This is a genomic window from Mesorhizobium sp. M4B.F.Ca.ET.203.01.1.1, from assembly GCF_004791025.1.
Taxonomy (GTDB): Bacteria; Pseudomonadota; Alphaproteobacteria; order Rhizobiales; family Rhizobiaceae; genus Mesorhizobium; species Mesorhizobium abyssinicae.
In genome coordinates, this window is record NZ_SRUO01000002.1 from 328029 (window position 1) to 350855 (window position 22827).

At 61.5% G+C, this 22827-nt stretch carries 19 protein-coding genes, 1 tRNA gene and 1 pseudogene; 10 read left to right on the forward strand and 11 right to left on the reverse strand.

Annotated features, from left to right (window positions below; translation table 11 throughout):
- Positions 1–5 precede the first annotated feature (5 nt).
- From EN846_RS04900 to EN846_RS04925, 6 genes are read left to right on the forward strand one after another with little or no spacing between them, the layout of a single operon-like run.
- Entirely contained in the window at positions 6–1151 is a 1146-nt protein-coding gene (locus EN846_RS04900) for a glycosyltransferase family 4 protein (RefSeq protein WP_127309828.1), read from the forward strand.
- Positions 1148–3127, forward strand: coding sequence for a hypothetical protein (locus EN846_RS04905; protein WP_127309829.1), 1980 nt, complete (start codon positions 1148–1150; stop codon positions 3125–3127). Before EN846_RS04900 ends, EN846_RS04905 begins: the two co-directional genes overlap by 4 nt.
- The gene (locus EN846_RS04910) at positions 3114–3872 is read left to right on the forward strand and encodes a hypothetical protein (protein ID WP_128346496.1); all 759 of its coding nucleotides are present in this window, start codon (positions 3114–3116) and stop codon (positions 3870–3872) included. The genes EN846_RS04905 and EN846_RS04910 overlap by 14 nt, the downstream gene beginning before the upstream one ends.
- A gap of 14 nt (positions 3873–3886) precedes the next feature.
- Positions 3887–5149, forward strand: coding sequence for a glycosyltransferase family 4 protein (locus tag EN846_RS04915; protein WP_127309831.1), 1263 nt, complete (start codon positions 3887–3889; stop codon positions 5147–5149).
- Positions 5150–5151: 2 nt separating this feature from the next.
- Positions 5152–6489, forward strand: coding sequence for a hypothetical protein (locus tag EN846_RS04920; protein WP_128346497.1), 1338 nt, complete (start codon positions 5152–5154; stop codon positions 6487–6489).
- Between the two features lie 33 nt (positions 6490–6522).
- On the forward strand, positions 6523–6717 hold the full coding sequence (locus tag EN846_RS04925) for a hypothetical protein (protein WP_127311949.1): 195 nt from the start codon (positions 6523–6525) through the stop codon (positions 6715–6717).
- A 31-nt stretch (positions 6718–6748) separates the two neighbouring features.
- Here the strand turns inward: EN846_RS04925 and EN846_RS04930 are convergent, their stop codons facing one another.
- Positions 6749–7537, reverse strand: coding sequence for an FkbM family methyltransferase (locus EN846_RS04930; protein ID WP_127283936.1), 789 nt, complete (start codon positions 7535–7537; stop codon positions 6749–6751).
- Positions 7538–8364: 827 nt separating this feature from the next.
- Here EN846_RS04930 and EN846_RS04940 point away from each other — a divergent pair.
- Positions 8365–9225: a glycoside hydrolase family 16 protein gene (locus EN846_RS04940; RefSeq protein WP_187331226.1), complete on the forward strand. Its 861-nt coding sequence runs from the start codon at positions 8365–8367 to the stop codon at positions 9223–9225.
- A gap of 154 nt (positions 9226–9379) precedes the next feature.
- Positions 9380–9514 (forward strand): annotated as a pseudogene (locus tag EN846_RS35770) (IS701 family transposase); the annotation flags it as partial.
- A 68-nt stretch (positions 9515–9582) separates the two neighbouring features.
- On the opposite strand, the gene EN846_RS04945 reads toward EN846_RS35770, so the two are convergent.
- From EN846_RS04945 to EN846_RS04975, 7 genes are all read right to left on the reverse strand, one after another.
- On the reverse strand, positions 9583–10761 hold the full coding sequence (locus EN846_RS04945) for an acyl-CoA dehydrogenase family protein (protein WP_127283938.1): 1179 nt from the start codon (positions 10759–10761) through the stop codon (positions 9583–9585).
- A gap of 71 nt (positions 10762–10832) precedes the next feature.
- Positions 10833–12809, reverse strand: a complete 1977-nt coding sequence (locus EN846_RS04950) for a non-ribosomal peptide synthetase (protein WP_127310750.1) — start codon at positions 12807–12809, stop codon at positions 10833–10835.
- Between the two features lie 35 nt (positions 12810–12844).
- Entirely contained in the window at positions 12845–13873 is a 1029-nt protein-coding gene (locus tag EN846_RS04955) for a thioesterase domain-containing protein (RefSeq protein ID WP_245478335.1), read from the reverse strand.
- Positions 13874–13958: 85 nt separating this feature from the next.
- Positions 13959–14573: a 4'-phosphopantetheinyl transferase superfamily protein gene (locus tag EN846_RS04960; protein ID WP_245493304.1), complete on the reverse strand. Its 615-nt coding sequence runs from the start codon at positions 14571–14573 to the stop codon at positions 13959–13961.
- Positions 14574–14809: 236 nt separating this feature from the next.
- Positions 14810–14894, reverse strand: a tRNA-Asn gene (locus EN846_RS04965).
- Positions 14856–16175: a GNAT family N-acetyltransferase gene (locus EN846_RS04970; protein WP_245478337.1), complete on the reverse strand. Its 1320-nt coding sequence runs from the start codon at positions 16173–16175 to the stop codon at positions 14856–14858. The genes EN846_RS04965 and EN846_RS04970 overlap by 39 nt, the downstream gene beginning before the upstream one ends.
- Positions 16176–16238: 63 nt before the next feature.
- Positions 16239–17987, reverse strand: a complete 1749-nt coding sequence (locus tag EN846_RS04975; protein ID WP_127310752.1) for a polysaccharide biosynthesis/export family protein — start codon at positions 17985–17987, stop codon at positions 16239–16241.
- A gap of 480 nt (positions 17988–18467) precedes the next feature.
- On the opposite strand from EN846_RS04975, the gene EN846_RS04980 reads away from it, so the two are divergent.
- Both EN846_RS04980 and EN846_RS04990 read left to right on the forward strand, forming a co-directional pair.
- A complete protein-coding gene (locus EN846_RS04980) occupies positions 18468–19274 on the forward strand; it encodes a response regulator transcription factor (RefSeq protein ID WP_127310753.1) in 807 nt (268 codons plus the stop codon).
- 521 nt (positions 19275–19795) lie between these two features.
- On the forward strand, positions 19796–20074 hold the full coding sequence (locus EN846_RS04990) for a hypothetical protein (protein WP_187331225.1): 279 nt from the start codon (positions 19796–19798) through the stop codon (positions 20072–20074).
- Positions 20075–20297: 223 nt separating this feature from the next.
- On the opposite strand, the gene EN846_RS04995 is transcribed toward EN846_RS04990, so the two are convergent.
- From EN846_RS04995 to EN846_RS05005, 3 genes are all read right to left on the reverse strand, one after another.
- The gene (locus EN846_RS04995) at positions 20298–20954 is read right to left on the reverse strand and encodes a response regulator transcription factor (protein ID WP_245478124.1); all 657 of its coding nucleotides are present in this window, start codon (positions 20952–20954) and stop codon (positions 20298–20300) included.
- Positions 20955–21421: 467 nt separating this feature from the next.
- Positions 21422–22123: a Crp/Fnr family transcriptional regulator gene (locus EN846_RS05000; protein ID WP_127309023.1), complete on the reverse strand. Its 702-nt coding sequence runs from the start codon at positions 22121–22123 to the stop codon at positions 21422–21424.
- Positions 22124–22528: 405 nt separating this feature from the next.
- Positions 22529–22753, reverse strand: coding sequence for a hypothetical protein (locus EN846_RS05005; protein WP_127309024.1), 225 nt, complete (start codon positions 22751–22753; stop codon positions 22529–22531).
- Positions 22754–22827 lie beyond the last annotated feature (74 nt).

A 22827-nucleotide genomic window follows, 5' to 3' on the forward strand; every position in this document is an offset into this window, starting at 1 on the left:
GCCTGATGCGAATCTTGATGGTTGCCGCTCGCTGCTACCCCTTTATGGGCGGAACCGAAACTCACATCCAGGAGGTCGGTCCCCGCTTGGTGGCGCGTGGCCACGCGGTCGACGTGCTCACGACCGATCCCTCGGGGGAGCTGCCAGTCGAGGAGGAGGTGCGCGGCATGCATGTGCAGCGCGTACCGGCCTGGCCAAGGGAGCTGGATCTCTATGTGGCGCCGGGCATTTACACAGCGATCCGGCGCGGGACTTGGGATCTGATCCACTTCCAGGGCTACAGTTCTTTCGTGGTGCCGATCGGACTGCTCGCGGCCGTCCGCGGGCACGTGCCGTTCGTCCTGACCTTCCACAGCGGCGGGCATTCCTCCCGGTTGCGCAACGCAGTGCGCAGCACCCAGCACATGCTGCTCCGGCCGCTGGTCGCCCGGGCGGCGCGCCTGATCGGCGTCTCCGAATTCGAAGCCGACTTCTTCAGCGGGAGGATGGGCGTGCCGCGGGAGCGGTTTGTCGTCATCCCGAACGGCGCCGCAATGCCGGCTCCGAGCCCAGGCGTCAAGGTCGATCCGCACCTGATCGTCTCGGGCGGCAGGCTGGAGCGCTACAAGGGCCATCACCGGGCGATCGCGGCCTTGCCCGAACTGATCCGCCGGTTACCGGACGTGCGACTGCACATCGTCGGTACAGGCCCGTACGAGGGAGAATTGCGGCGCTTTGTCGGGACGCTCGGCCTCGAGAAGCGGGTCACGATTGCGGGTATTCCCGGGTCACAGCGGCAGAGAATGGCAGACCTCCTGGCAAGTGCCGGGCTATTCGTGCTGTTCAGCGAATACGAAGCCCACCCGGTCGCCGTGATGGAAGCCCTGTCGCTGCGCCGTCCGGTCCTCGTCACCGACACGTCCGGTCTGCGGGAACTGGCCGCCAATGGCCTGTGCCGGGCGATTGCGTGCAACGCCGGTCCGGCGGAGCTGGCCGTCGCCATGGCCGAGGAACTGGAGGCCCATCGGGAGGTCCCGGATTTGGCGCTGCCCGACTGGGATGCCTGCGCGCAAGCGCTGAGCGACGTCTATCGTGATGTGCTGAGCAGCCGATCCACGGTCCGCTTGCCACCCGGACGCGTGACATCGTGGCCTCCCGCGACGATGGCATGATGCTGATGATGGCGGCTCATTTCACCGCGGGAACCAGGATTAGCCCGCTCAAGGCCGGGATACGGTTCATCTCGGCCATTATCGGTCCCGACCTTCGCGGCGGCAGCGCCGATGCCCCGCCGCAACGGGCTAGCTGCGGATGGATCGCGATTCTGGGCCTGACGGTCGCCACGGCTCTGCTCCTGGTCGTGGCCGGGCACGGAGCCGGGCGCCGGGGTTATGAGATGGCGCCGCTGCTCTTCTGCTCCGGTGTCATCCTCCTGGTCGTTCCGACCAGCCTCCGCATCGCCTGGCCGACGACAGCCCGGGGGGAGCGTCTGTGCCTCCTGTTCCTGCTTAGCGAAGCCTTGTTCTACTGCAAGAAGGTCTATTCCCCGACGAGCTTCAGCGGTTACGACGAGTACCTGCACTGGATCGCAACCCAGGATCTGATCACGGCCCGCCGTCTGTTCCTGTCCAATCCGCTTTTCCCGATTGGGCCAACGTATCCCGCCCTGGAGATCCTGACGACGGCGATCGTCGATCTGACGGGACTGTCCTTGGTTGTGGCGGGGACGCTCTTGCTTGTCATCCTCAAGGGCACGTTCATCGGTGCCCTGTTTCTGTTCCTCGAAAGCATCACCGGATCGCCGCGTATCTCGGCAATCGCCTGTCTGGTCTATATGGGCTGCTCAACCTTCTTCCTGTTCGACTCAAGTTTCTCCTACCAGAGCCTCGGCATCGTGCTTTGCGTGCTGACGTTTGCGGTCGAAGCAGCCCCTAATAATCTCGTCGGGCTATCGAGGCTGAAGTCGCTCGGGCTGGTTGGCTTGCTGTTGGCAAGCCTCGCGGTCACGCATCACCTCTCGGCCGCCTTCGCCGCCATCTATTTTGGAGCGCTGGCGGGCCTCGAGGCTTTGCGCCGGCACGACCCCCTGCGGTTCGAGGCCAGGATCGTCGTGAGCTTCACGGCGATCCTGGCCATCGCTCTGCCGTTCCTGTGGATGCAGTGGCGTGGCATCCCTCTCGCAGCCTATCTCGGCCCGGTTATCGGGGCCGGCCTCAACGCATTGCTCGCGAAGATCCTGGGCGCGGCCAGCCCAATGTCGGAACACCTCGGAGCGCCGGATAAGGCCCTCTACTTGCGGCTGACTACCTTGACGGCACTCCTGCTGTTGGCACTCGGCCTGGCAACGGGCTTCTTCCGGTCGTTGGCCATGGCGGCTCCGAGTGGTGGGCGGTCGGATTGGCGTCCGATTCAGGAGATTTTCCAACGCCGCTGGCGCGACAGTCGGCTCGTGCTCCTCACCTTGCTGGCCTTCGGGCTCCCCGTCTCAGTCGCCTTCCGACTGACCTCCGCCGGATGGGAAATCGGCAACCGCATGGCAACGTTCGTGTTCATCGGCGTCGGGCTGGTCGTCGCGGTGAGCATTGTCCACTTCTGGCAAGGCCGCACACCGCGCGGGTGGCGCCGCATCGCGCCGGCCCTCGCTGTAGCGGTTATCGTCCTGGGCGGCGTCGCAAGCGCTGCGATCAATCCGATCCATGGGCGCTACAGGGTGGCGGCAGATCAGGAATCAATCGAGCCCATGGGGATCGAAACGGCACGCTGGGTTAGGGAATGGCTCGGTGCCGGCAACCGCTTCACATCCGACCGCATCAACCGCCTTCTCCTTGCGGCCTACGGCCGGCAGGACGTCAGGGTCAGGATCAAAACGGGCGTCGATGCCGCGCGCATATTCGAGGCCGAGAATTTGGGGGCCGACGAGTTTTGGGCCTTGGCGGGGAGCGACATCGATTTCCTGCTGGTGGACCTGCGCCTGACCACGGCTCCGCCGGTGCTCGGCTCTAACTTTCAGCCGTGGCAACGGCACCAGGAAAAGCCGCTCTCGGGTGCAGCGCTGCTCAAGTTCAATCATATCCAGGGCGTCGCCCGCATCTACGACAACGGCTGGATCATGATCTATGACGTGAGGGGATTGCATGGGAATCCCTAGCAAGCGGGACCTTTGGGTCGCCTTTCTGTGGGCAGCAGCGACGGTGGCGGCCGTAGCGCTCAGCGACAATGTGTTCCTGCGTACCCTCCTGGGCGCGCCCATGGTGTTCCTCGTCTCGGGCCACTCGATTCTGCGGGCCATTGGCGTCCGGACCACCTCAGTGTTGCAACACCTCGCTTACGCGGTCGGGGCAAGCTTCGCCGCCGGCATCGCCGGGGGGTTTGCCCTCAACGCCGCAGACTACCTTACGCCGCTCGGCTGGGCGGCGTGGTTCTGGGCCGTGACAGCCGCCGCGGCACTGGTGGCCGCCATCCGCCGCGACACTCCCGACCTGCCAGCTTGGCCGGCTCGCACGCGGTTCCGGCTTTGGCAGGGGGCCGCGATCCTGTTGGCAATGTTTGTGGCAACCGGAGCCTATGCGCTGGCCGTCAGCGACGAAGCGGCCTACCGGGAATTCAAATACACCGAGTTCTGGTTGTTGCCGTCGATCAGTGGCGAGTCCGGCCGGATCACCGTCGGCATCAGGAGCGCCGAGACACAACCTCAAAACTTCGACGTCGAAATCACTCTTGATGGGCAACCGTTGGCGGTTCTCCGATCGATCGCCATCGCGCCGGGCGACACCTGGACGCGAGAAGTCCCGGTGCCGGCCCTGGCGACTCGCCAGACCGCCGAAGCCCGGCTCTATCGACCGGGGGACAACCGACTCTATCGCAGCGTTTCGACGCTGGTGCCGCGCATCTGAAACGAGGCTCGATCATGCGCATCCTGCTGCTATCGCAGTTCTATCCTCCGGTGATCGGCGGAGAGGAGCGGCACGTCCGCAATCTGGGCGCAGCGCTGGCGCGGCGGGGCCATCAGGTCAGCGTCGGGACCTTGATGCATCCTGGATCGCCCGAAACCGAACTGGACGGCGAGGTACGCGTCCATCGCCTGCGCGGCACGCTCCAGCGTCTGTCGGGCCTCCACGCCGATCCCGATCGCCGCCACGCACCGCCCTTCCCGGATCCCCATCTGGTGCTTGCCCTGCAGCGGCTGGTCGCCCGGGAGCAGCCGGACATCGTTCACGCCCATAACTGGATCTACGCGTCCTTCCTGCCGCTCAAAGGTCTGAGCGGGGCACGCCTCGTGGTTACGCTCCACGATTACGGCCTTGTCTGCGCCAAAAAGAATTTCATGCACTTGGGCGCCCAACTCTGCAGCGGCCCGGCGACGGCAAAGTGCCTGCCCTGTGCCACACGGCATTACGGAGCGGTGAAGGCAACCGCGACCACCTTGGGTAACTGGGCGACGAGCTTTGCCGCTCGGCGCGTGGTGGACCGCTTCATCGCGGTGAGCCACGCGGTCGCCGGTCACACCGGACTCACCCAAGGCCGCGCCCCCTACGACGTCATCCCCAACTTCGTGCCCGACGATGTCGAAGTGCTCGGCCCGGAAGATGCCTGCCTGCAGGGGCTTCCCGAGGATGGATTCATCCTGTTCGTCGGCGACCTGACACGCCTCAAGGGCATTGAAGTTCTCCTGCAAGCCTATGCCAGCCTGAAGCGGGCGCCGCAACTGGTGCTGGTCGGGCGCCGGGTCGCCGATACGCCAACCGAATTTCCGCCGAACGTTCGAATATTCAACATGTGGCCGCATTCCGCCATCATGCATGCATGGCGGCGCTCACTGTTCGGCGTGCTGCCGTCGGTGGGGCCAGAAGCCTGCGCGACAGTGATCATGGAAGCGATGGCGTCCGGAAAGGCAGTTGTTGCAACCGACATCGGCGGCATGCCGGATATCGTCAATCATGGCGAAACAGGCCTTCTCGTGCCGAGCGGCGACGCGCACGCCCTCGCCAGCGCGATGCAGACACTTCTCGATGACCGCGCCTTGCTCGCCCGCCTGGAGGCGACAGGCCTCGCCAGGATCGAGCGCCTCAAGGCCGGAGCGGTCGTGACCCGTATCGAGCAGGTGTACCGGGACGTCCTGCGCCCAGCCCCCGGAAGGTCCGCGGTGCCGGCACAGCAAGGTTCGGGATAGCAATGATGTCGGTAGACCAATCCGGGGCGGCCATTGCTCGCGTGCGCCGAGAGCTTCGAAAGAGCGCCGCGTTCGTGATGAATTCCGGCGCCATGGCAACCGGAACGGTTGCAGCGGCCGGTCTCGGATTCGTCTATTGGTGGCTCGCGGCGCGGCTGTTTCCACCGGAGGTGATCGGCAACACCTCTGCTCTACTGTCCGTGATGGGACTTATCGGCACGCTGGGGGAGGCGGGGCTCGGAACGATGCTGGTGGGCGAGATCGTCCGGAATCCCGGCAGGGAGCGCGGCCTGGTGGCCGCAGCACTGTGCTTCGGGCTGGCGCTGGGGGTCGGGCTGGCCTTCTTGTTCGTCTTCGGGCACGCGTATTTCAGCAGCTCTACCGAGCTGATCGGCGGCTGGTTCGTGGGCGTTGCGTTCGTCCTCGGCTGCGGTCTGACCGTTTTCGCCATCTTGGCCGACCAGGCGTTCCTGGGCAACCTGCGCGCCACCGGCAGGATGATCCGGCAAGTGCTTTTCTGCACGTTGAAGCTGATGTTCATCGCCACCGCCGCGATTGGCGGCTACACCTCCCATACCGCGCTTATTCTGAGCTGGGTGGCCGGACTTCTGGCGTCCATCATCGGCGTGGACCTGTTGACCCGGGGCGGTGCGCGTCGCCTCGTTGGGCCTCCCGATTTCCAGCTGCTCCGCACGCTGCGGGGCAAGGTCTTCGACCACTACGTGCTCGACGTGGCCTTGCAGGCTCCCGGCATCATCATGCCCTACGTCGTGCTCGTTCTCCTGTCTCCGGCCATCAATGCCGCTTTCGTATCCCTATGGATGCTGGTCACCATCGCCTCGTTGATTCCCGCGGCCATGGCCACGGTCCTGTTCCCCGTGGTGAGAGCGAGCCCGAAACAATCCAGACACGACATCCTTCTATCGGTGATGGCGTCATTGCTCTTTTCGCTGGTCTGCGCCGTTTTCATCTTCACCTATTCACAGAAGATCCTTGCGGTCTTCAATCCGGCCTATGCTGAGATCGCCGGTTCGAGCCTGCGCTTCCTTGGCTTCAGCCTGCTGGGAACAACGCTTAAATTTCATGCCTGCACGCTGGCGCGGTTGGGCGACAGGATGCGCAAGGCATCTCGCTGGTTCGCGCTTGGCGGATTGCTGGAGCTGGGCTTGGTGATAGCTGGAGCGAGGCTCGGTGGACTTGAAGGCCTAGTCCTGGGCTGGACGCTCGCCACCAGCATCGAGGGCGTGTGCGCGGCCCTGACTTTGGCCTTCGCAATAAAATTTGATTCTGCCGCAGGCCCCGTGCACGAAGAGTCGCCCCCGTCGCCGCTCCAGACTTGAAAGACGGGATCGCGTTGTCAGGACCCGCTTGAGATGCTCGAACGCGCAAGCCTGAGCGCCGCGGCCGAAGCCTCAATTGCCGAAAGTGATGTCATGACGCTGCCGGCGCGAAGGGCTGCGGTCCGCAAGCAGCTCGATGTGATGCTGGATGGCGTCAAGTCGGTGCGCGCCGCGCTTGAGGATTTCTATGCCAAGGCGCTGCCGAGGCGGCCATGGAAGTCGCGATGAAATTCTCGGACGCTGATGCGCGATTCCTCCGTCACTCAGAAGTACGATGAAGGGGAAGAAACAGCACATCGGCAGATTTGGTACCGGTTGTTCTGGCCTCAATCTCGGATTGGCTTGCCTTTCGGCGCCCGGTCCGGGTCAGCCAGTATGCCTCGTATCCGTTATCCGACAAGAGGCGCAGGACTACCAAAACCGACGCCCCGAACTTGTTCAATCCCTGGTCGGAAAGTTCGACGAACAGGGCCGGCCGGGCGAACCTCAGGATCTCGATCATGCCCTGAAGCGCCAGCAGTTCGGCGCCCTGCACATCGATTTTCACGAGCGCCGGGCGCCGGGGTCCCTTGTCCGCGAGCAGCCCGTCGAGCGTCACGGCGGTGACCGGCACGCCGGTGCCGTTCCGGGAAAGCTTGTGGTCGGACGGGTAAAGCGGGTTGATTTCGAGAAAGGTCGTGCCGGGCTCAGCGGCGGCGACCACCCTCAGCGCCTCAACGCGGCCAAGGAAACCCGCGCGCTCGAGCGCGGAAATCAGGCCGCTGTAATTCTGATCCTCCGGCTCGATGGCGATCACTTTTCCGCCATCGCCGACCCATTCAGCAAAACGGAGCGTGAAGAAGCCGACATTGGCGCCGACATCGATGACCAGCGATCCGCCTGGCACGAATTCCCTGAGCTGATCGATCGGGCCTGCTTCAAAATACCTTTTGTAGAGGGGATAAAGCGCAAGATAGGCGCGGTGGAAAATCGGAAGACCCTGCAGGCCGAGCTTGGCGGTCAGCACATACAGCTTGATAGCCGAATCTCTTAGTAAAGCTATGAGCATTCAGGAACCATCCAATGACACCGATGCAGGATTTGTTGGCTGTGGCTTGTCGAGGGGCCCGCTCGGAGAGAGGGGGCCCGCTCGGACGGCGGCATCGCAACGATCATCGTTCAGTTCTGCAAACTTTATCACTCGATCAAGGTCTGATCGCGGGGATAAAGAGGTACCACTCGAGGATCAGCATCGACACGCCGCCCCAAGACCACCTGGCTGGATAATGCCGCCACCGCCACAAGCAGGAGGTTTCCCAACTACAAACATCATCAGGAGCATTTCCTCCCATCACCGGCTGGCGTGGCACAGCTCGGAAAACCATTGCTTGGTCCCGGCGAACAGCTTCGCTGAGTGCGCTTCCGAGCGGAGCCCAGTGACCAAAAAAACGCGGTCTGGTTCGCCCGCAAATGAGGCATGTGGCGACATTCAACGGCGACCGACGGACGGACCGCTACGTTTATGGCTTCCTCACAACGGCGCCGAACGAGCCGTTTCATCCCAAGGCTATGCCGTGATCACACCGCGGATGAGGAGTGCGACGCTTGGATGTGCCGTGCGACATGGGATGAGGCGAAGGCGTTGCAGCGGTCGGATAATGCGCGGCGAAGACCAAGAGGGTAGGGCAGTAGCGTTAAAGCGACTGATACCTCTATAACCTCGTGCCCTATGGTCGCATCGAGGCCCACCTGCCGCGCCGCAATATAGTCGGGGTATCCTCTCATTGTCGACTATCCAGTCCTTGTCGTTTCGCTTTAAGATTGGCTGTGACATCGATGAGCGGTGGCGACCATTGCAATCGCATCTTGGTCAAGCCCTCGTTACGAGAGGGCAATATGAAGAGTATATCGAAGTACATTTCTGTCACAACGCTCATGATCGTCTCGTGCGACACCAGTGGTGGAGGCGGTGGGTCGTCGCTGCCACCGCCAACTGGGTACACTACCAGTCAGCTGATATTCGAGGACACCTTCGCCGGGCATTCGCTCGACTCCACGAAGTGGATACCGGCGATCGCGGACCAGAACGGTATCTGGCAGCAGAGCGTGCCATCGCCGTACTCCGCGATGAACGCTGGTGGGTTCGACGCCGAGTACTTCGACCCGGCTCAGATCAGCACTGGCCCATCAGGCTTGAAGATCGTTGCGACGAGAAGCAACCGGTTCGCCGGGTACGCGTGGAAGTCCGGCGCTATCTGCACGCACGGCAAGTTTTCGTTTGCCGGTGGCTACGCCCAGATACGCATGAAGCAACCGGACGTCAGCACTGGCGGATGGCCAGGCTTCTGGCATCTCGAGGGCGGGGCCGAGATCGACACGCAGGAGGGCGGGTTCCTCCACGGCTCCGGGTCGGCCAACGGAGTGCTGGCAAAGTCGGCCAACCGAGTGCTGGCAAACGCTTTGTTGGCTGCCACCAACGAGCAGCGGTTCTTCGATGCTGGTGTGGACCTGTCGGCCGACTACCACGTCTGGGGCATGGAGTACAAACCGGGCGTGTCGATCAAGTTCTTTTTCGATGGTGTGCTCAAGCGAACCGTCACTACGAACGTGCCGACCGGTGCCATGACCCTGCTCATCAGTCTGAGTATTGCCAACAGCAGCGCGTCTGGCTGGCACACGGCCTACGACAGTTCGACCCCGGCAACGCTCGAACTGGAGGTGACCGACGTTCAGGTCTACCGCCTGAGCATGAACTGACAGCATTGTGGGGTGACGACACGAAAGTGAGCGTTACGCACCGCACGATAGAACGGAGCAGGAAACTAAGAGGCGAGCAGCGAGACGGGCCGGCGCAGCGGCCGCAAGCCGTCGGTGGGCGCCGGATCGGCGCCCCAGGCGTGACGTCGTAGTCCGCTCCTGGCGGGGCCTGCATCGACAGGCGCTCATGACAATGACCGCTTATCCTTTCCTCCAGCGCCGCCTGAGTGCGGGTGGGGGAAAAAAGAACAGCCGAAAGACCCCATCAGCCAACCCTACCCGCCGTTCCGAAGAGCCCTTAACGCGGCCATCTTACAATCAACGCCAGGGAGCGATGTCCTCACTGCCGCATTGGGCTCACGACAACGATGCGACCACCTCCAGCATTACCTCCGTGGCGCCGCCGCTGATGGATATGGCGCGGGCGTCACGCGCCATGCGCTCGATCGGGCTCTCGCGCATGAGGCCCATGGCGCCGTGGAACTGCACGCAGGTGTACATGACCTCGTTGACGAGTTCGCCGCAGATGGCCTTCACCATCGAGACCTCGCGCAGGCAATCTTCGTCCGCCGCCATGCGCCAAGCGGTGGCATAGAGAAACTGGCGGCTCGCCTCTACTTTCGCAGACAGCATCGCGAGGCGTTCACGGATCGCCTGCATGTCCCATAGCACGCCCCCGAATGCGCGGCGCGCTTTTACCCAGGCGAGGGTCATATCGATCGCCGCATCGGCCGCGCCTATCGCCATGCCGCCGAGGACAAGGCGCTCGTTCTGGAGGTTGCTGATGATGGAGTAGAAGCCCTGTCCCTCCGCGCCAAGCACGTTCTCGGCGGGGACAAGGCAACCGTCGAAGACGAGCTCGGCAGTGTCGGATGAGCGCCAGCCGTGCTTGTCCATCTCGCGGGCAACGCTAAAGCCAGGCGTGCCCTTCTCGACGAGGAACATCGTGATCCCGTGCATTCCCGCCGAGGGATCGGTCTTGGCGGCGACGCAGTAGAGATCCGCGTGGACGCCGTTCGTGATGTAGAGCTTCGTGCCGTCGAGGACGTAAAAGTCCCCCTCTCGGCGGGCACGCGTGCGGATTTCCTTCACATCCGAGCCCGCATCTGGCTCAGTGATGGCGAGCGCGGTGATCACCTCGCCGCTGACAATGCCTGGCATCCAGCGGGTCCGCTGGGCTTTGGTCCCATCGCGAAAGACATGCACGGAAGCCATGTCGGTATGGACCAGTGTCGCGTCGGCGAAGCCGCCATAGGTCGAGCGCCCGAGTTCCTCGGCGAAGATCGTCGATGCGACCGCGTCCATCTCCGCACCACCGTACTCGGCCGGGTAGCGGATGCCGAGGAAGCCGAGTTCGCCCATGCGTCGCAGGATCGGACGGGGAATGAACCCGTCTTCCTCCCAGCGATCTGCAACGGGTTTGATCTCCTCCTCGACGAACCGGCGCACCTGGTCACGTAAGAGTTCGTACTCCCCCGCCGCCCAAGGCAGGCCCGGCCCGCGCCCCGGTTCCCATCCTTTGTCCATCGTCTTCATCCGCTCTGCCATGCCAGCGCAAGAACTTCCGTGGGATTGGTCCCCCAGCCATTCGGAGGCCTTGCGGCAAGCTAGAATTCGATTTCCTCTCTCGGTCCTTCCGAGACTAAAGGGGCTCTCGACTCGGCCACCCAATGCATTCCGTCGATCACTTCCGCCAGTCCGGTCACGGTCGGGCGCTCGAAGAGGTTGCGAAGCTGCACGTCGACGCCGAAGGTCTCTCGCATGCGCGCCACCGCCCGCATCACCAGGAGCGAGTGCACGCCCAGGCCGAAGAAGTTGTCGTCACGGCCGATCGACTCGACCTTCAGAAGATCGCACCACAGCGCGGCCAGCCTCTTTTCGGTCTCCGTCGAGGGGGCAGCGAAATCTTGTGCAGGCTGGATGTTTTTCGCCGTCGGCTCGGGAAGCGCCGAGCGGTCGATCTTGCCGTTGGATGTGAGCGGCATCCGTTCGAGGCGAACATAGTGCGTCGGAATCATGGACTCCAGGAGTTGCTCGGCGAGGTGGGCGCGCAGCTCCGCCACCGTCAGGGGTTTCGACGATACATAGTAGGCCACAAGCCGTGCGATGCCGTCTGTCGCTGGTGTCACCACCGTGGCGGCGATGGCAGCGACAGCGCATTCCTGGACGTGCGGGTGCTTCAGAAGACGAGCTTCAATCTCGCCCAGTTCGACACGCGCGCCACCAACCTTCACCTGATGATCGGCGCGGCCGAGAAAGTCCAGGCGCCCTTCCGAATTCCAGCGGGCGAGATCGCCCGTCTTGTACAGCCGCAGCCTCGAAAACCCATCTTGGGGATCGGCGACCGTGAGGAAACGTGCGTCGGTGAGGTCGGGGCGATTGAAATAACCTCTTGCGAGACCGTCGCCGGCGATGAACATCTCGCCGATAATGCCGGAGGCGGTGGGCTGATGTGCGTTGTCGAGGACATAGATGCCTGCATTGGCGGCCGGGACGCCGATCGGCACCGATGCGGAATGATCCCGGTCGATGTCGAAACGGTGGATCATGCAGCCCACAGTGGCTTCGGTTGGTCCGTACTCGTTGTAGATCTCGACAGGACCGGGGATGGCCTTCGTGATAGAGCGAGCCAATTCGGTCTTGAAGTCCTCGCCACCCACGATGAACTTGCGCAGCCTTGTGGTCTCGAGATTGCGGTCGCGGACCATCGCGAGGTGCGCCGGCGTCAGCTTCATGATGTCGACGGCATTGTCGTCGATGACCTTGAGCACGACCATGCTCTGGATTCCGGGATCACCCAGATAGACCACGATTCGGCCGCCGGTGATGAGTGGCGTGAAGAGCGTTGTGACGGTCAGGTCGAAGGCCAGGGATGAGAAAAGGGGCCATGCGAGACGTTCACCGGAACTGTACACCCGAGCGGCCCACCAGATATAGTTCACCAGGTTCCGGTGCTCGATCACGACGCCCTTAGGCGTGCCGGTCGAGCCGGAGGTGAAGATGATATAGGCGGCGCCGTCCGGAGTGGCCGCGGACGGCCGGGCCGAGTCCGGCTGATTCAAAATCGATCCGAAATCGGCGTCGAGCACGAAAATGTCGGCAATGTTCGGGGAAATGACCGACTGCAGGCGCGTCTGAGTGATCGCCACCGGCGCCCGCCCGTCGGTCCCGTCGGCAATGTCCTTCAGGATTGTCGCGAGACGCCCCTTCGGTGTTGCCGCGTCCACCGGCACATAGGCTGCGCCTGACTTCAAGACGCCTAAGATCGCGACGACGACTTCAATGGAGTGCTCCATGAACACAACGGCAATCCGACCCGGTCCCACGCCGATCGAGCTCAGATGCGTGGCCATCTGGTCAGATCGTTCGTCGAGTTGCCGGTACGTCAGCGTTGCGTCGCCGAAGCGGATCGCTTCAGCGTCAGGACTGCGCGTCGCCTGGTCGCGGAAGAGATCAATGATCGTCCTGTCCGACGGGTAAGGCGCTGCCGTGGCGTTGTACTCGACAACCAGCGCCCGACGATCGGGACCTTTCAACAAGGGGCGCGCAACGCCCTCCGCCGCGATAGGTAGGACTTCATTCATGAGATACGCTCCCCATTGCAGAAATCAAAAATCAATCACGTCAATCGCTCAGCCTTTCGGGTTGCCTTGCGATAAAGCTCTGCGATGGCAGATGCGTCCGGCTCCTCCAGCATATGGCTATCGTTGCAGTCGTCGGGCCCGAAATAAAACTCGGCTTGGGGCATCACTCGAAGCCATTGGCGCGGTGCCGCACCCGATCGCATCCAGGCCTTGTTTGGAAGGAATATGCATACTCGACCCGAATACGGGGTGGGGATGTACCGCCGCAAAGCCGTGATCGCCGTGGATTTGAGTCGAGCTCTGCTCGCTAGCACCGGATCTGACGTGACAGGCTCTTTGCTTTTGCGGACGGGGAGCACTAGGGCGCCGACGCGCCCGCCAAGGTTCCGGAGACGCCTGCCGAAATACCGGAGACGAGCGCCGAATGTCGGCAGCTTTGCTATCTCTCGCAGGGACGAATCGGCGGTGCGACTGGCAAAGAAATACAGCTGATGCAGCAATTGCTTAAAGATGATGGGATGAAGGGGGCCAAAGAGCGCCATGCACGGGACCTCCGCTCCGCGTTGATGCAGGATTTTCGCCAGCTCGAGAGCGGTTGCGGCGCCGGAGCAGTAGCCGGCGATGATGTACGGACCGGTGGGCTGATATGCGACGATCTGGCGGGCGAAATACTCGGCGATATCTTCGACGCGTTCCATCGGTTCGCTCTGCCCGTCGAAGCCAGACGGTTGGAGTGCGTAGAACGGTTGATCGCCACCCAGGTGCTTCGACAGGTCCGAGAATGAGAAGGGCGCCCCGATATGCCCGGGCACGGCATAAATGGGCGTGCGTGTTCCGCGAGACTGCAGGGGAATGATTGCTGGCTGTTGCCGGGCTGCCGCAGTGGCCATGTTCAGAAACGCGATGATTTCGCCCTTCCGGTCACGCAACTGGTCGGAAGACTCGGCAGTCAGTGCGCCAGCTGGCGCGTTGCACCGCAGCCGGCCGCCCTCTACCCAGACCTTGATGTCCTTGACCGCGAGGTCTGCGAGAAGCTCTGGGATCTGCATCACGTCCGCCGACATAGGGCCTCTCGAGTTGGTTGACCTCATCGCTCATCCGCATTGCATCGTAAGTGAATGATGGCATCGCGGGCACTTCAATTTCGGACTACCAATTCTGGACTACTACCGTCCCCACGTAGCCAGGTTTCGGCACGAAGCTATGGACAGCCCAATCCCTTTCAACCCAGGAAAGGGGCTGTCCTAAGCCGCACCCCAGAGCCTTGGAGATAGCCTCCAGCCGGGTCCAGCGCCGGAGGAAACCTTCCAACCGGTCTTCCGGACCGAGGGCGGTGTAGGACCCATACTCGGAGGCGGAGAAGCAGAGCGCTGCGATCTCGTCCGCTTCGGGCACGGGGAGAACGGCCTCGATGTCCACCCCGATATCCTGCCTGGTCGAGAGGGCGACGACCGCGAGATCTCCGGATCGTGAGACGCTGAAGCGCAGATCGCGAGCAGGCATGCGGTGCGAGAGGTGTGGCTTGCCTTGGCGTCCATATTCCAGTTCGACGTCGGACGGCGCGATTCCCAGCCTGGAAGCGAGGATCCGGCGCAACTGCCCACGGGTCGCGACAAAGCGGCGGCGGTCCCGCTCCAGCCTCAACCCCTCGGCGCGCCGGCGTTCCTCTTCGCTGAGCCAAATGCCTATCTCGCGGATGACGATCTGCTCAGCATCGAGGATGAACGCCAGGAGCTGCAAACCATCATTCTCGAGAATCGGCACTATGATCTCGGATCCCAGCTTGGCCGAGACAGCAGGAAAACGGTTCGCGCCCAATGCGCCATGGCGATCGTCCCCGCCCGCGCCAGGAAATTGTATCAAGTTGAGCTCAGGGCAGCAGTCAGAAGACATAGGTGGATGCCGATCGCTTGGAGCGCTCACGCGCACAAGTGCAACTCTTTCCAAACGGGAGCCGAAAGGCCCCTGTTCAACGACTTGATATGCTGCCTCTAGATCTATGGCTCCAGCGGTAGGGGTCGAACCTACAAGCCTCGCGGCGTCGCATTAACTGTGCGGTGCGTCTACCAATTCCGCCACGCTGAAACATAGATTAGAGAGCCTATCGCGCGAACAGGTGCTCTGATACCGAGTTGAACCGGATACGCGCTGTGCTTCAAACAGCCGCTCTTTCATGTTCGTAGCTACGGTCCCCAGCACCCGCCTGGCACCGCGCAGCTTTGCCTCGATGCGGCGCTCCGGACCGTCCCTGCCTATTGCGATCCACTTCAAAGGATGTTCCGCATTGGCCAGGCGGGACTTGTGCCCCGAGAAGCCTGCCAGAAAATCGTAGCCGCACTCCCCGCGCCCGATGCTGTCCTCGATGGCCAGAACATGGCTGACAAGCCCGGGCTTGAGCCGGCCGTCGCGCTCATAGAGAAAACCGCTTTGGTAGTTGTAGACACGGCCGTCATGCACGAAATTGTAGAGGATCCCGATTGTCTGGTCCCCAGCCAAAGTCCGTGAGATGCGGACGGCCCCGGTGGGAACTCCGCGTGCAATGAGCTCCTCGTGAAATCGACGGAAGCTCGGATGGGCGAAGGCTCCCTTGCGTCCCCACCGCACCTGATGAAGCTCGGCGAGCAAATCAAACGCGGCGAGCGCCTCCGATGTGGCTTCCATGGTCCGGAACGAAATGGGGCCGCGTTCAGCATACAGCCGCATGGCGCGGCTTACCGCTTGCCGAGTATTGCGGCCCAATGTGGCGCGGAAATTTCCGCCTTTCTGGCGGACTTTGGCGAAATCGATCCACCGCGCCATATCGTCCGCCCTCACATCGGCAAGCAGCCCGGCTCGGCCCGCGGTGCGACAGGCGGCCAACTCAAAGTCCGGATCAATTCCGGAGAGCACCAATTGGTCAGAGTGGCGCAAGTGATGCGCCAGGGCCTCAAGGCACGCCAACCTCGTGGCATCGGCCAGGGATCGCTCCGCAAGAATATTGTTGTACTCGATGAATAATCGATCGAAACGAACGTCTCCGGTTTCATTGAGTAGCCAACGCGCCCGCGCATGCAGCCCGAAACTCCAGGTCTTGCGCCGGCAAATAATCGCCAATCCAACGGTCCTGCTTGACGTCCGAGCGACCAGAACATGTGGTTGCGCGCCGCGCGGCAGATGACGTAGCCAAGTACCGATCCAGAGCCAGGACAGGTAGAATGAGTGACTTGCCCGCGCTTCGAGCTCCGTCCAAATGGTCTCGAGCCTCGCGATGTCCCGCATCGTCTCCACTGTCACGTCAATAGCTGTATCCTGGCTCATGGCCGGTTCTACTGAAGTTTGTGGCAATGATGCCAAGGATATCCCCATTGCGCCCTGCTGCTCAGCCATGGAGTACTCGGAGTCTGTCTTGTTTGGCGAAGTCTCGTATCGCCAGCGCGAGAAGTGAAGTCCCTATTCCTGACTACTCAAGGCGGGCACTGCGCGGTCAGCACCTCCATCTTTGGAAGCGCTCGCGGCGACCGGCGAGCTCGCGGCGGTCGGCGACGAGCCCAAAACCGTCAGTTCCTCTTCGCCCACGAGGATATTGACGAGGTCGCCTGGCTGCAACAGGGTCATGCCGACCGACTTGATGCTGACCGGCCCGGATGCCGATTGCCGCACGATTTGATAGGTTACGCTGCTCGCGTCCGTCGCCAACTGGGCGCTGCTCCCCGGCAACGCGTAGAGGACGCCTTCGCTGGAGTTCAACTCGCGCAAATTGGTCGCGATCTGGCTCTCCGTGGACTCGATCTCAACCTCCAGATCGTTCGCAAGGTCGGCCCGGGTCCTTAGCGCCTCGGCCTCAAGTGAGGCGAGGCGCTGCTTGGCCATCGCGTACTGGTTGAGGGCGTCCTGCCGACGCTGTTCCGCGTCGGAGAGTTCGCTCCGGACCTGATCCATCACCGTCATGCTGACGACGTTGCGGTCCACGAGCGTGCGCATGCTGTTGACGCGGTCCTGGCGCAGCTTGACGAGTTCGTCGAGCGACTCCATGTGCCCATACGTGGTAACATCCTGCTTTGCCGCCTCCAGCGCACCCCTAATCGTGCGCTCGCGCTCTTTGCGGGCGGTGGCAATGGCCTTGCGCCGGTCGCTCTGCTCGTTGACGAGGTTGGCGGCTTCGGTCTCGCCAGCCAACTCCAGCAACTGGCGCGGGATCTTGGGTTCCGTACCGTCGCGCTCGGCTTTCAGAACCGCCGTGCGGGCGAGCAACTTCGACATTTGATCGATCGCCCCGCTCCGCTTCTGGGTTTCGCGCACGGCTTCGATCTTCTGCCACGGCTGGCTGTCGCCCCGGTCGAGTCCGCCGGCCAGCGCGATGGCGTGCAGGATCGTCATGCCGGGCGCGTACTTAAACGAGCCTGGATTCTTGACCGGCCCCAGTACGTAGATGGGCGAGCGCTCCAGTGGCAGGATGTCGACCAACCCCTTGCGGCCCAGCAATTGGCCGAAGATTTCCGCTGAGTCAGCCTGTACTTGTCGCGTCGACCGATTGGCGACCGGAATGGAGCCAAGCAAGGGCACGGAAATCGTGCCGTCCTCTTGGACAACATACTCGCCGCTCAGTTCCGGACGCTGCACGATGCCGCGCAGGGCAGAGGCCGAGGACCCGTCCCCCCATTTGTCTTCCTCGACGTCGACGCGCTCGTAGAACACAACCTTGAGACGATCGCCGACGCTGAACAGACTTCCGGTTGGCAGGTCTGGCGCCGTGCTGACCGCTTTGGGGCGCGCGGCACTGGTGGGGACGGCAGGTACGACGCTCCCTTCGACCAAAGTCGCCTTCGGCGCATCCGGTCCCGACACGATTGCGCGGGAAGGTTCGGAGGTGGTTTGAACCGGTTGATCTTGGGGTTCATCTTTCCAGCTGTCGATAGCAGCTGACGCCTTCTGCACAAGGGCTCCGGAGACATCCCCAACCCTCTGCGCCAACGCTTCGGAGACAGCCCCGGCCTTCTGCACCAGCGCAACCGAGACATCCTCGACCTTCTGTGTCACGCCTCCGGAAGCAACCTGGATGGCCTCCCAGTGTCTGACTGCGCCTCCTCCCAGGACGGTGACTCCGGAGAGCCCAACGACAAGCAGGATGGCCTTCACTCCCATGCGGCCAGCCGCCGGTGACAAGGGAGAGACAGGTTCGGAATTGTCATCTTTGGCCATGGCGCGTGGCTTTCACCTTTTCAATGGTGGCAATCCCCTCCCGAACTGGTCGAGGCACGGGTCGTCGACGAGCAAGGCTCTCTGTTATCGTGATCCTTCACCGCCTGCGGCACAACTATCCCTTTGTGGGCACTCCTTCCGGATAAGCACCACTTTTGGCGAACTCGTCCAATGAGCAGATTGCTGCGAGGGATCACTCCTGCCGCTTATGGGCCGCGGCTCCCGCTCGGCACGCGGCAGCCGCACCGTGGGAAAACCAAGCCCGGCAAGCACTGCCGCGCGTCGAAAACCGCGATGGTGCAGGTCCGCTGCCCGCTCTATATGCCCTGTGCCAAGCCACTGGTTTCAGAAACCCGGGCAGGCTCGACAAGCGGCCCTACGCCTAATGAGGGTATTTTGGGGTAGGGTTTCCCTAGCGTACCTTCAAAAAATGGGCGGTTGGCGCATCGAGCGCTTACCCGACGTGTTGGGGAAGTTACGATGACAAAACAATCTTGTATGACAGTGCTTGTCGGGCCAAGCGAGTTACTCCGAGAAGGCCTTAGTAGAATCCTCGATGAAGCAAAATTTCGTATCATTTTCTCCGTGGCTTGCGTTCACGATCTTCTGCAGAAGCCACTACCCCAACACAGGCCCATCCTGCTCGTCATGGATGTCGGCGGTACCGATGCAGATGCTGAATTCGCACAAATTACTGATTTTAAAGCGATTTATCCGAACAGCCACGTCGTTGCGCTAGCCGACCACTCTCGATCGAGCGATATAGTTTCAGCTTTTCGTGCGGGGGCTGACGCATATTTGACAAAGGCCGCTGCTGCCGACACTTTCGTCAAAGCGCTCGAATTGGTTATGCTTGGTCAGACGGTTCTACCGGTGGAACCCTCGTCGTTTATTCGAGATATCAGGCAAGACGTGAAATATGATGCGTTGACTAATGATTTGACCGGCGTGGATATAAAAATTGAGAATGTAGAACGAGAACTATCAATTTTATCAACCAGGGAAAAATGTATTCTGCGCTGCTTAATCGAAGGGGAGTCTAACAAGACAATCGCGCGCGAGATTAGAATTGCCGAAGCTACGGTGAAAGTGCATGTCAAAGCAATCCTTCGCAAGATTCGGGTTCGCAACCGTACGCAGGCTGCGGTTTGGGCGATGAACCATGGTGTGCTCACTCCCGCGTCGTCAGGCAACGAAAAGATGGAAACTCAGCCCTCTCGCTATCCGCAAGATCTATTTGAAGCACAAAAGGGGTACCGCTTTATCGAGAACGCTCATCCCGTGTAACCCGCTATATTCGGGTTGATGCATTCCCCCTCAAAAAGATGCGGTGGAGACGGATCGCGATGGTGCGCATTTAACCCTCTCCAGGTTCGATGCCAGCGGAGGTCAACCAACTGGCCTGGAATGTCTTCCGCGATCATCTATGCTCGAATTGGGACGGCAACCTCCGCCAGCCGAATGCATACGTGCCGCTCACGGCCAGCGTGCGGGAACGCAAGATCGGACGCAGCGCGCCAAGGACTGGCTCGACCGCCAGACCTTCGTCGGGCTTGCGAGATTGCGCGACGCAGCCGAGCATTTCGCCGGGGCTTTCACGCTTCGGAAAGCCAGAATTCTTTGCGGGTTTCGCGCCAGAAACTAACAGTGGATCATGGAGTGAAAGGGCTTTGAACGTATCCGGCGATCTGCTAACAAACTTGCCTGTCGTCGTCCGGCGAAACAGTCATTTACAGGTAAGATAGGCACGGAATCAGCGATCCAAGCCAACGTATTTTTGCCGATGCGTTCTGAGGGAATTGACTAAGGTGGGCCAAGCTGCACTTGCACCTGGATTTTCGCTCAACGAAGCTCGAATCGGAACGGTCGAGGGGGGAGAATCCGGCCTTCTTGTTTGGAAATTTGGCCAGTTGGTTGCTGTCCTCACCCGGATCGACGAGGAAGCCTATTCCACGAAGGGAAAATGGTTCCTCGAGACGGGCTTCGGATTGCTGAGCGGGCAGCACAAGAACTTCGACACGATCGAGGAAGCCGTAAGCTGGGTCGGCAAGTACACCTTCCCTAGCGCCGCCAACTCTGCAGATTGATCGGCGGATTCCAAAACACCAGGCCTCCAGGCTCTCAGGAGTCCTCAAGACTCCGGCGCAATGTCAGCCGCGGCCGAGCTCGGCGTGCGGCCCACGGACGTTACCCGTAGCGTTCCGGGGTCAGATGATTTTTGAGCTGGACGCGCGGACGCTCCGTTCCAGCGGCAACCCTGCATGTCGGCTCAGGGTCCACTGGAACGGGAGGTTGTTCTATCCAACACGGTCACTTCTCGGCCAGCGTTCCTTCCGCGAAGAGATCGTTGACCTTGTAGGCGACTTCCGTGCGGTTGGTCGCCTTCAGTTTCTTCATGATATTTCGGATATGCACCTTCACGGTGCTTTCGCGCAGGTTCAGTTCGTAGGCGATGATCTTGTTCGCCTTACCGCGCCGGAGCGCCTGCGCTACTTCGGCCTGCCTGAGCGTGAACATTCCGGTAAAAGGCTGCGTGTCGCGGCTGCCTGAATCTATCAGATGCCGCATGGAGAGAACGCTGCTCGCCGGAACGAAGATGCCTCCGGCTGCCGCAAGGTTGATCGCCTCGACGCAGACATCGATCCCCACGGAGGTCGGAATGTAACCTCGCGCGCCGCATTCGAGAGCCGTCAGGATCTGTGTCAGCTCTTCGTTGTCGGCCAGGATGACCAAGGGGATTGATTTGAACTCGGACGATATGTGCCTGATCTCGTCCGCTATACCACGATCGGTGACCTTCCGGCCGCCGAGGTTGAAGAGTATGGCGACAAGCGGAGGGGCCGAGCCCTTCTTCGTACGCCATTCTTCGATTGAACCCATGGCGGCGACCGCCATGCCGAGTTCGTGCTCTACAAGGGCCGATGCTAGACACTCGCGGTCTAAGGCCCTGCCATCCAAGATGAGCAGGCATTCCCTGCTGGAGGCATTTTCGGTTCCGTTGGCTGGAACTCGCGGCTGATTGGCCGAAGCATAATTAGACAGTCCTACTGCGGTACTCATACTACCCACCCTTTCCCACACCGAGCCGCCTTCCGGCGGCCGACATAAACTCCTTGTCCTCTAGATTTGGAAGGTGATCCCCAACCCTACGCCAAAAGTTGACGCTCTTTTGCCCTAAGCCCTGGCGTCCTTGGCAGTTTCCCGGTTTGCCCCCGAAGAAACGGCTTGGGTAGTTTAGAACCAAATTATTAGGGGTCTCTAACATAGGTTAATTTTTAGTAAATTTCTGGTCGAAAGGCCTGCGCTGAGATGGGCTCTCGATGCATCGCAATTTGCTGCAAAAGGGGAGACATGGTCAGCCCGATGCACTGTGGCCTGGCGCCACGGGGAGGCAAGCCACGAGAATAAGACTAGGCCGTAGCGGGAGAGAAACCCTACCGCAGGTACTCATTGTCGAACCCGGCAACCTTGACCAGATTCTTGCGGTTGAGGATTTCCACATGGCCTGCCTTGAAAGAGACGAGATCGGCCTTGCGAAGTTCGCTCAATGTCCGGTTCACATGAACCGTGGTCATTCCGAGGATGTCTGCCAGCTCGTGCTGAGTGAGGGGGCACTCGTATCTGCCATGGGCAGATAGGCCAACGGAGGACAGCCTCTCTTCCAATTCGAGCAGGAAATGAGCAGTGCGGCTCATCGCATTGCGCCGCCCGACATTCACCAGATGTTCGGCAAGGATGGCATTCAGGCGAGCGAGCGAGCAAGCGATCTTGTTGCCGAAGCTGCCCCCCGACAGAATGCGCTCGACGAGCACCTTCCTGGAAACCTCATGAACCGCCAGTTCCGTTATCGACGCCAGCGATGCGAAACGGGGTCCGTCGACGGAACGGAAGCCGACAACGTCTCCCCACAGCGGAGTGTCGATGATCTGCCGTTCTCCGTCCAGCAGCCCGCGGTAGAGCAGGGCCCAACCCGATTTCACGATGAATATTGTGTCGTCGTCATCATCCTGGCGGCACAGGACCGAGTGGGGTTTGTAGATCTTGGCGGTGCCGAGAAAATCATTGTTCGCCCACTCGTTCTTGGACGATGTTTCCCCCGAATGATGTGACCCTATGAACTGCGACAGCGTCTGCATGGAGACCCGCGAGTTTGTTTCAATTTATGCACAACCTACAATAGTTGCTTTCAAAAGGCCAGCTGTACACAACTTTGTGTGTTCTGGCCTTGCCGATGCATCGTGCCCCACCCGCCGCGCAAATCAGCCAATTGCATCAACGCTGCGCCGAACTTCAAAGTTCCGCATCCGGCATGGATGCGGGTCGAAAATGACTTTTTCCGCTTTGGCGATTGCGCGGCCCATCCGAGGAAGGCGGTGACTACCCGGCGCGCGGGCGCCGCGCGGCGAACACGCCGCGGCCTGTTCCCGGATAAGTTGAGAGGCAAGCGGGCTCCGCCTTAGGGCAGGCGTCGATGGCATCGACGGGACAGCAGGGTCACCTCGTCCGCCGGCTTCGCGGACGCCGCCCGTGAAGTCCAAGTCTCAGGCGTTTCCTTTGGGATTGGCGTCACGCAGCCACTGCGTCTCCAGGGCCGTTCCGTCGGCCCGGATCACCGTTTCGAAGGCGTCGATCAGTCTTTTGGCGGCTCTGCTTGCAATGTGTGACTCCGGGTATCTGGCCTTCACCTCCCGGGCGCGGTCGTAGACTTCCTTGAGCTGCCGGAGTTGCTTGGCTCGCAGCGCACCCTGCATGACCTGGCCGGTCATATCGTTTCTCCTCCTCCTCTCGGAACGCGAAGCAACCCGTCGACCGCCCGTGTGCTTGTGTCCTCCCAGCCGGC

What these genes read in the sequence shown, in the direction of transcription:
- EN846_RS04900 (WP_127309828.1), top strand. Translation starts at nt 6, where the DNA reads ATGCGAATCTTGATGGTTGCCGCTCGCTGCTACCCCTTTATGGGCGGA.
- EN846_RS04905 (WP_127309829.1), top strand. Translation starts at nt 1,148, where the DNA reads ATGATGCTGATGATGGCGGCTCATTTCACCGCGGGAACCAGGATTAGC.
- EN846_RS04910 (WP_128346496.1), top strand. Translation starts at nt 3,114, where the DNA reads ATGGGAATCCCTAGCAAGCGGGACCTTTGGGTCGCCTTTCTGTGGGCA.
- EN846_RS04915 (WP_127309831.1), top strand. Translation starts at nt 3,887, where the DNA reads ATGCGCATCCTGCTGCTATCGCAGTTCTATCCTCCGGTGATCGGCGGA.
- EN846_RS04920 (WP_128346497.1), top strand. Translation starts at nt 5,152, where the DNA reads ATGATGTCGGTAGACCAATCCGGGGCGGCCATTGCTCGCGTGCGCCGA.
- EN846_RS04925 (WP_127311949.1), top strand. Translation starts at nt 6,523, where the DNA reads ATGCTCGAACGCGCAAGCCTGAGCGCCGCGGCCGAAGCCTCAATTGCC.
- EN846_RS04930 (WP_127283936.1), bottom strand. Translation starts at nt 7,537, where the DNA reads ATGCTCATAGCTTTACTAAGAGATTCGGCTATCAAGCTGTATGTGCTG.
- EN846_RS04940 (WP_187331226.1), top strand. Translation starts at nt 8,365, where the DNA reads ATGAAGAGTATATCGAAGTACATTTCTGTCACAACGCTCATGATCGTC.
- EN846_RS04945 (WP_127283938.1), bottom strand. Translation starts at nt 10,761, where the DNA reads ATGAAGACGATGGACAAAGGATGGGAACCGGGGCGCGGGCCGGGCCTG.
- EN846_RS04950 (WP_127310750.1), bottom strand. Translation starts at nt 12,809, where the DNA reads ATGAATGAAGTCCTACCTATCGCGGCGGAGGGCGTTGCGCGCCCCTTG.
- EN846_RS04955 (WP_245478335.1), bottom strand. Translation starts at nt 13,873, where the DNA reads ATGTCGGCGGACGTGATGCAGATCCCAGAGCTTCTCGCAGACCTCGCG.
- EN846_RS04970 (WP_245478337.1), bottom strand. Translation starts at nt 16,175, where the DNA reads ATGGCTGAGCAGCAGGGCGCAATGGGGATATCCTTGGCATCATTGCCA.
- EN846_RS04975 (WP_127310752.1), bottom strand. Translation starts at nt 17,987, where the DNA reads ATGGCCAAAGATGACAATTCCGAACCTGTCTCTCCCTTGTCACCGGCG.
- EN846_RS04980 (WP_127310753.1), top strand. Translation starts at nt 18,468, where the DNA reads ATGACAAAACAATCTTGTATGACAGTGCTTGTCGGGCCAAGCGAGTTA.
- EN846_RS05000 (WP_127309023.1), bottom strand. Translation starts at nt 22,123, where the DNA reads ATGCAGACGCTGTCGCAGTTCATAGGGTCACATCATTCGGGGGAAACA.
- EN846_RS05005 (WP_127309024.1), bottom strand. Translation starts at nt 22,753, where the DNA reads ATGACCGGCCAGGTCATGCAGGGTGCGCTGCGAGCCAAGCAACTCCGG.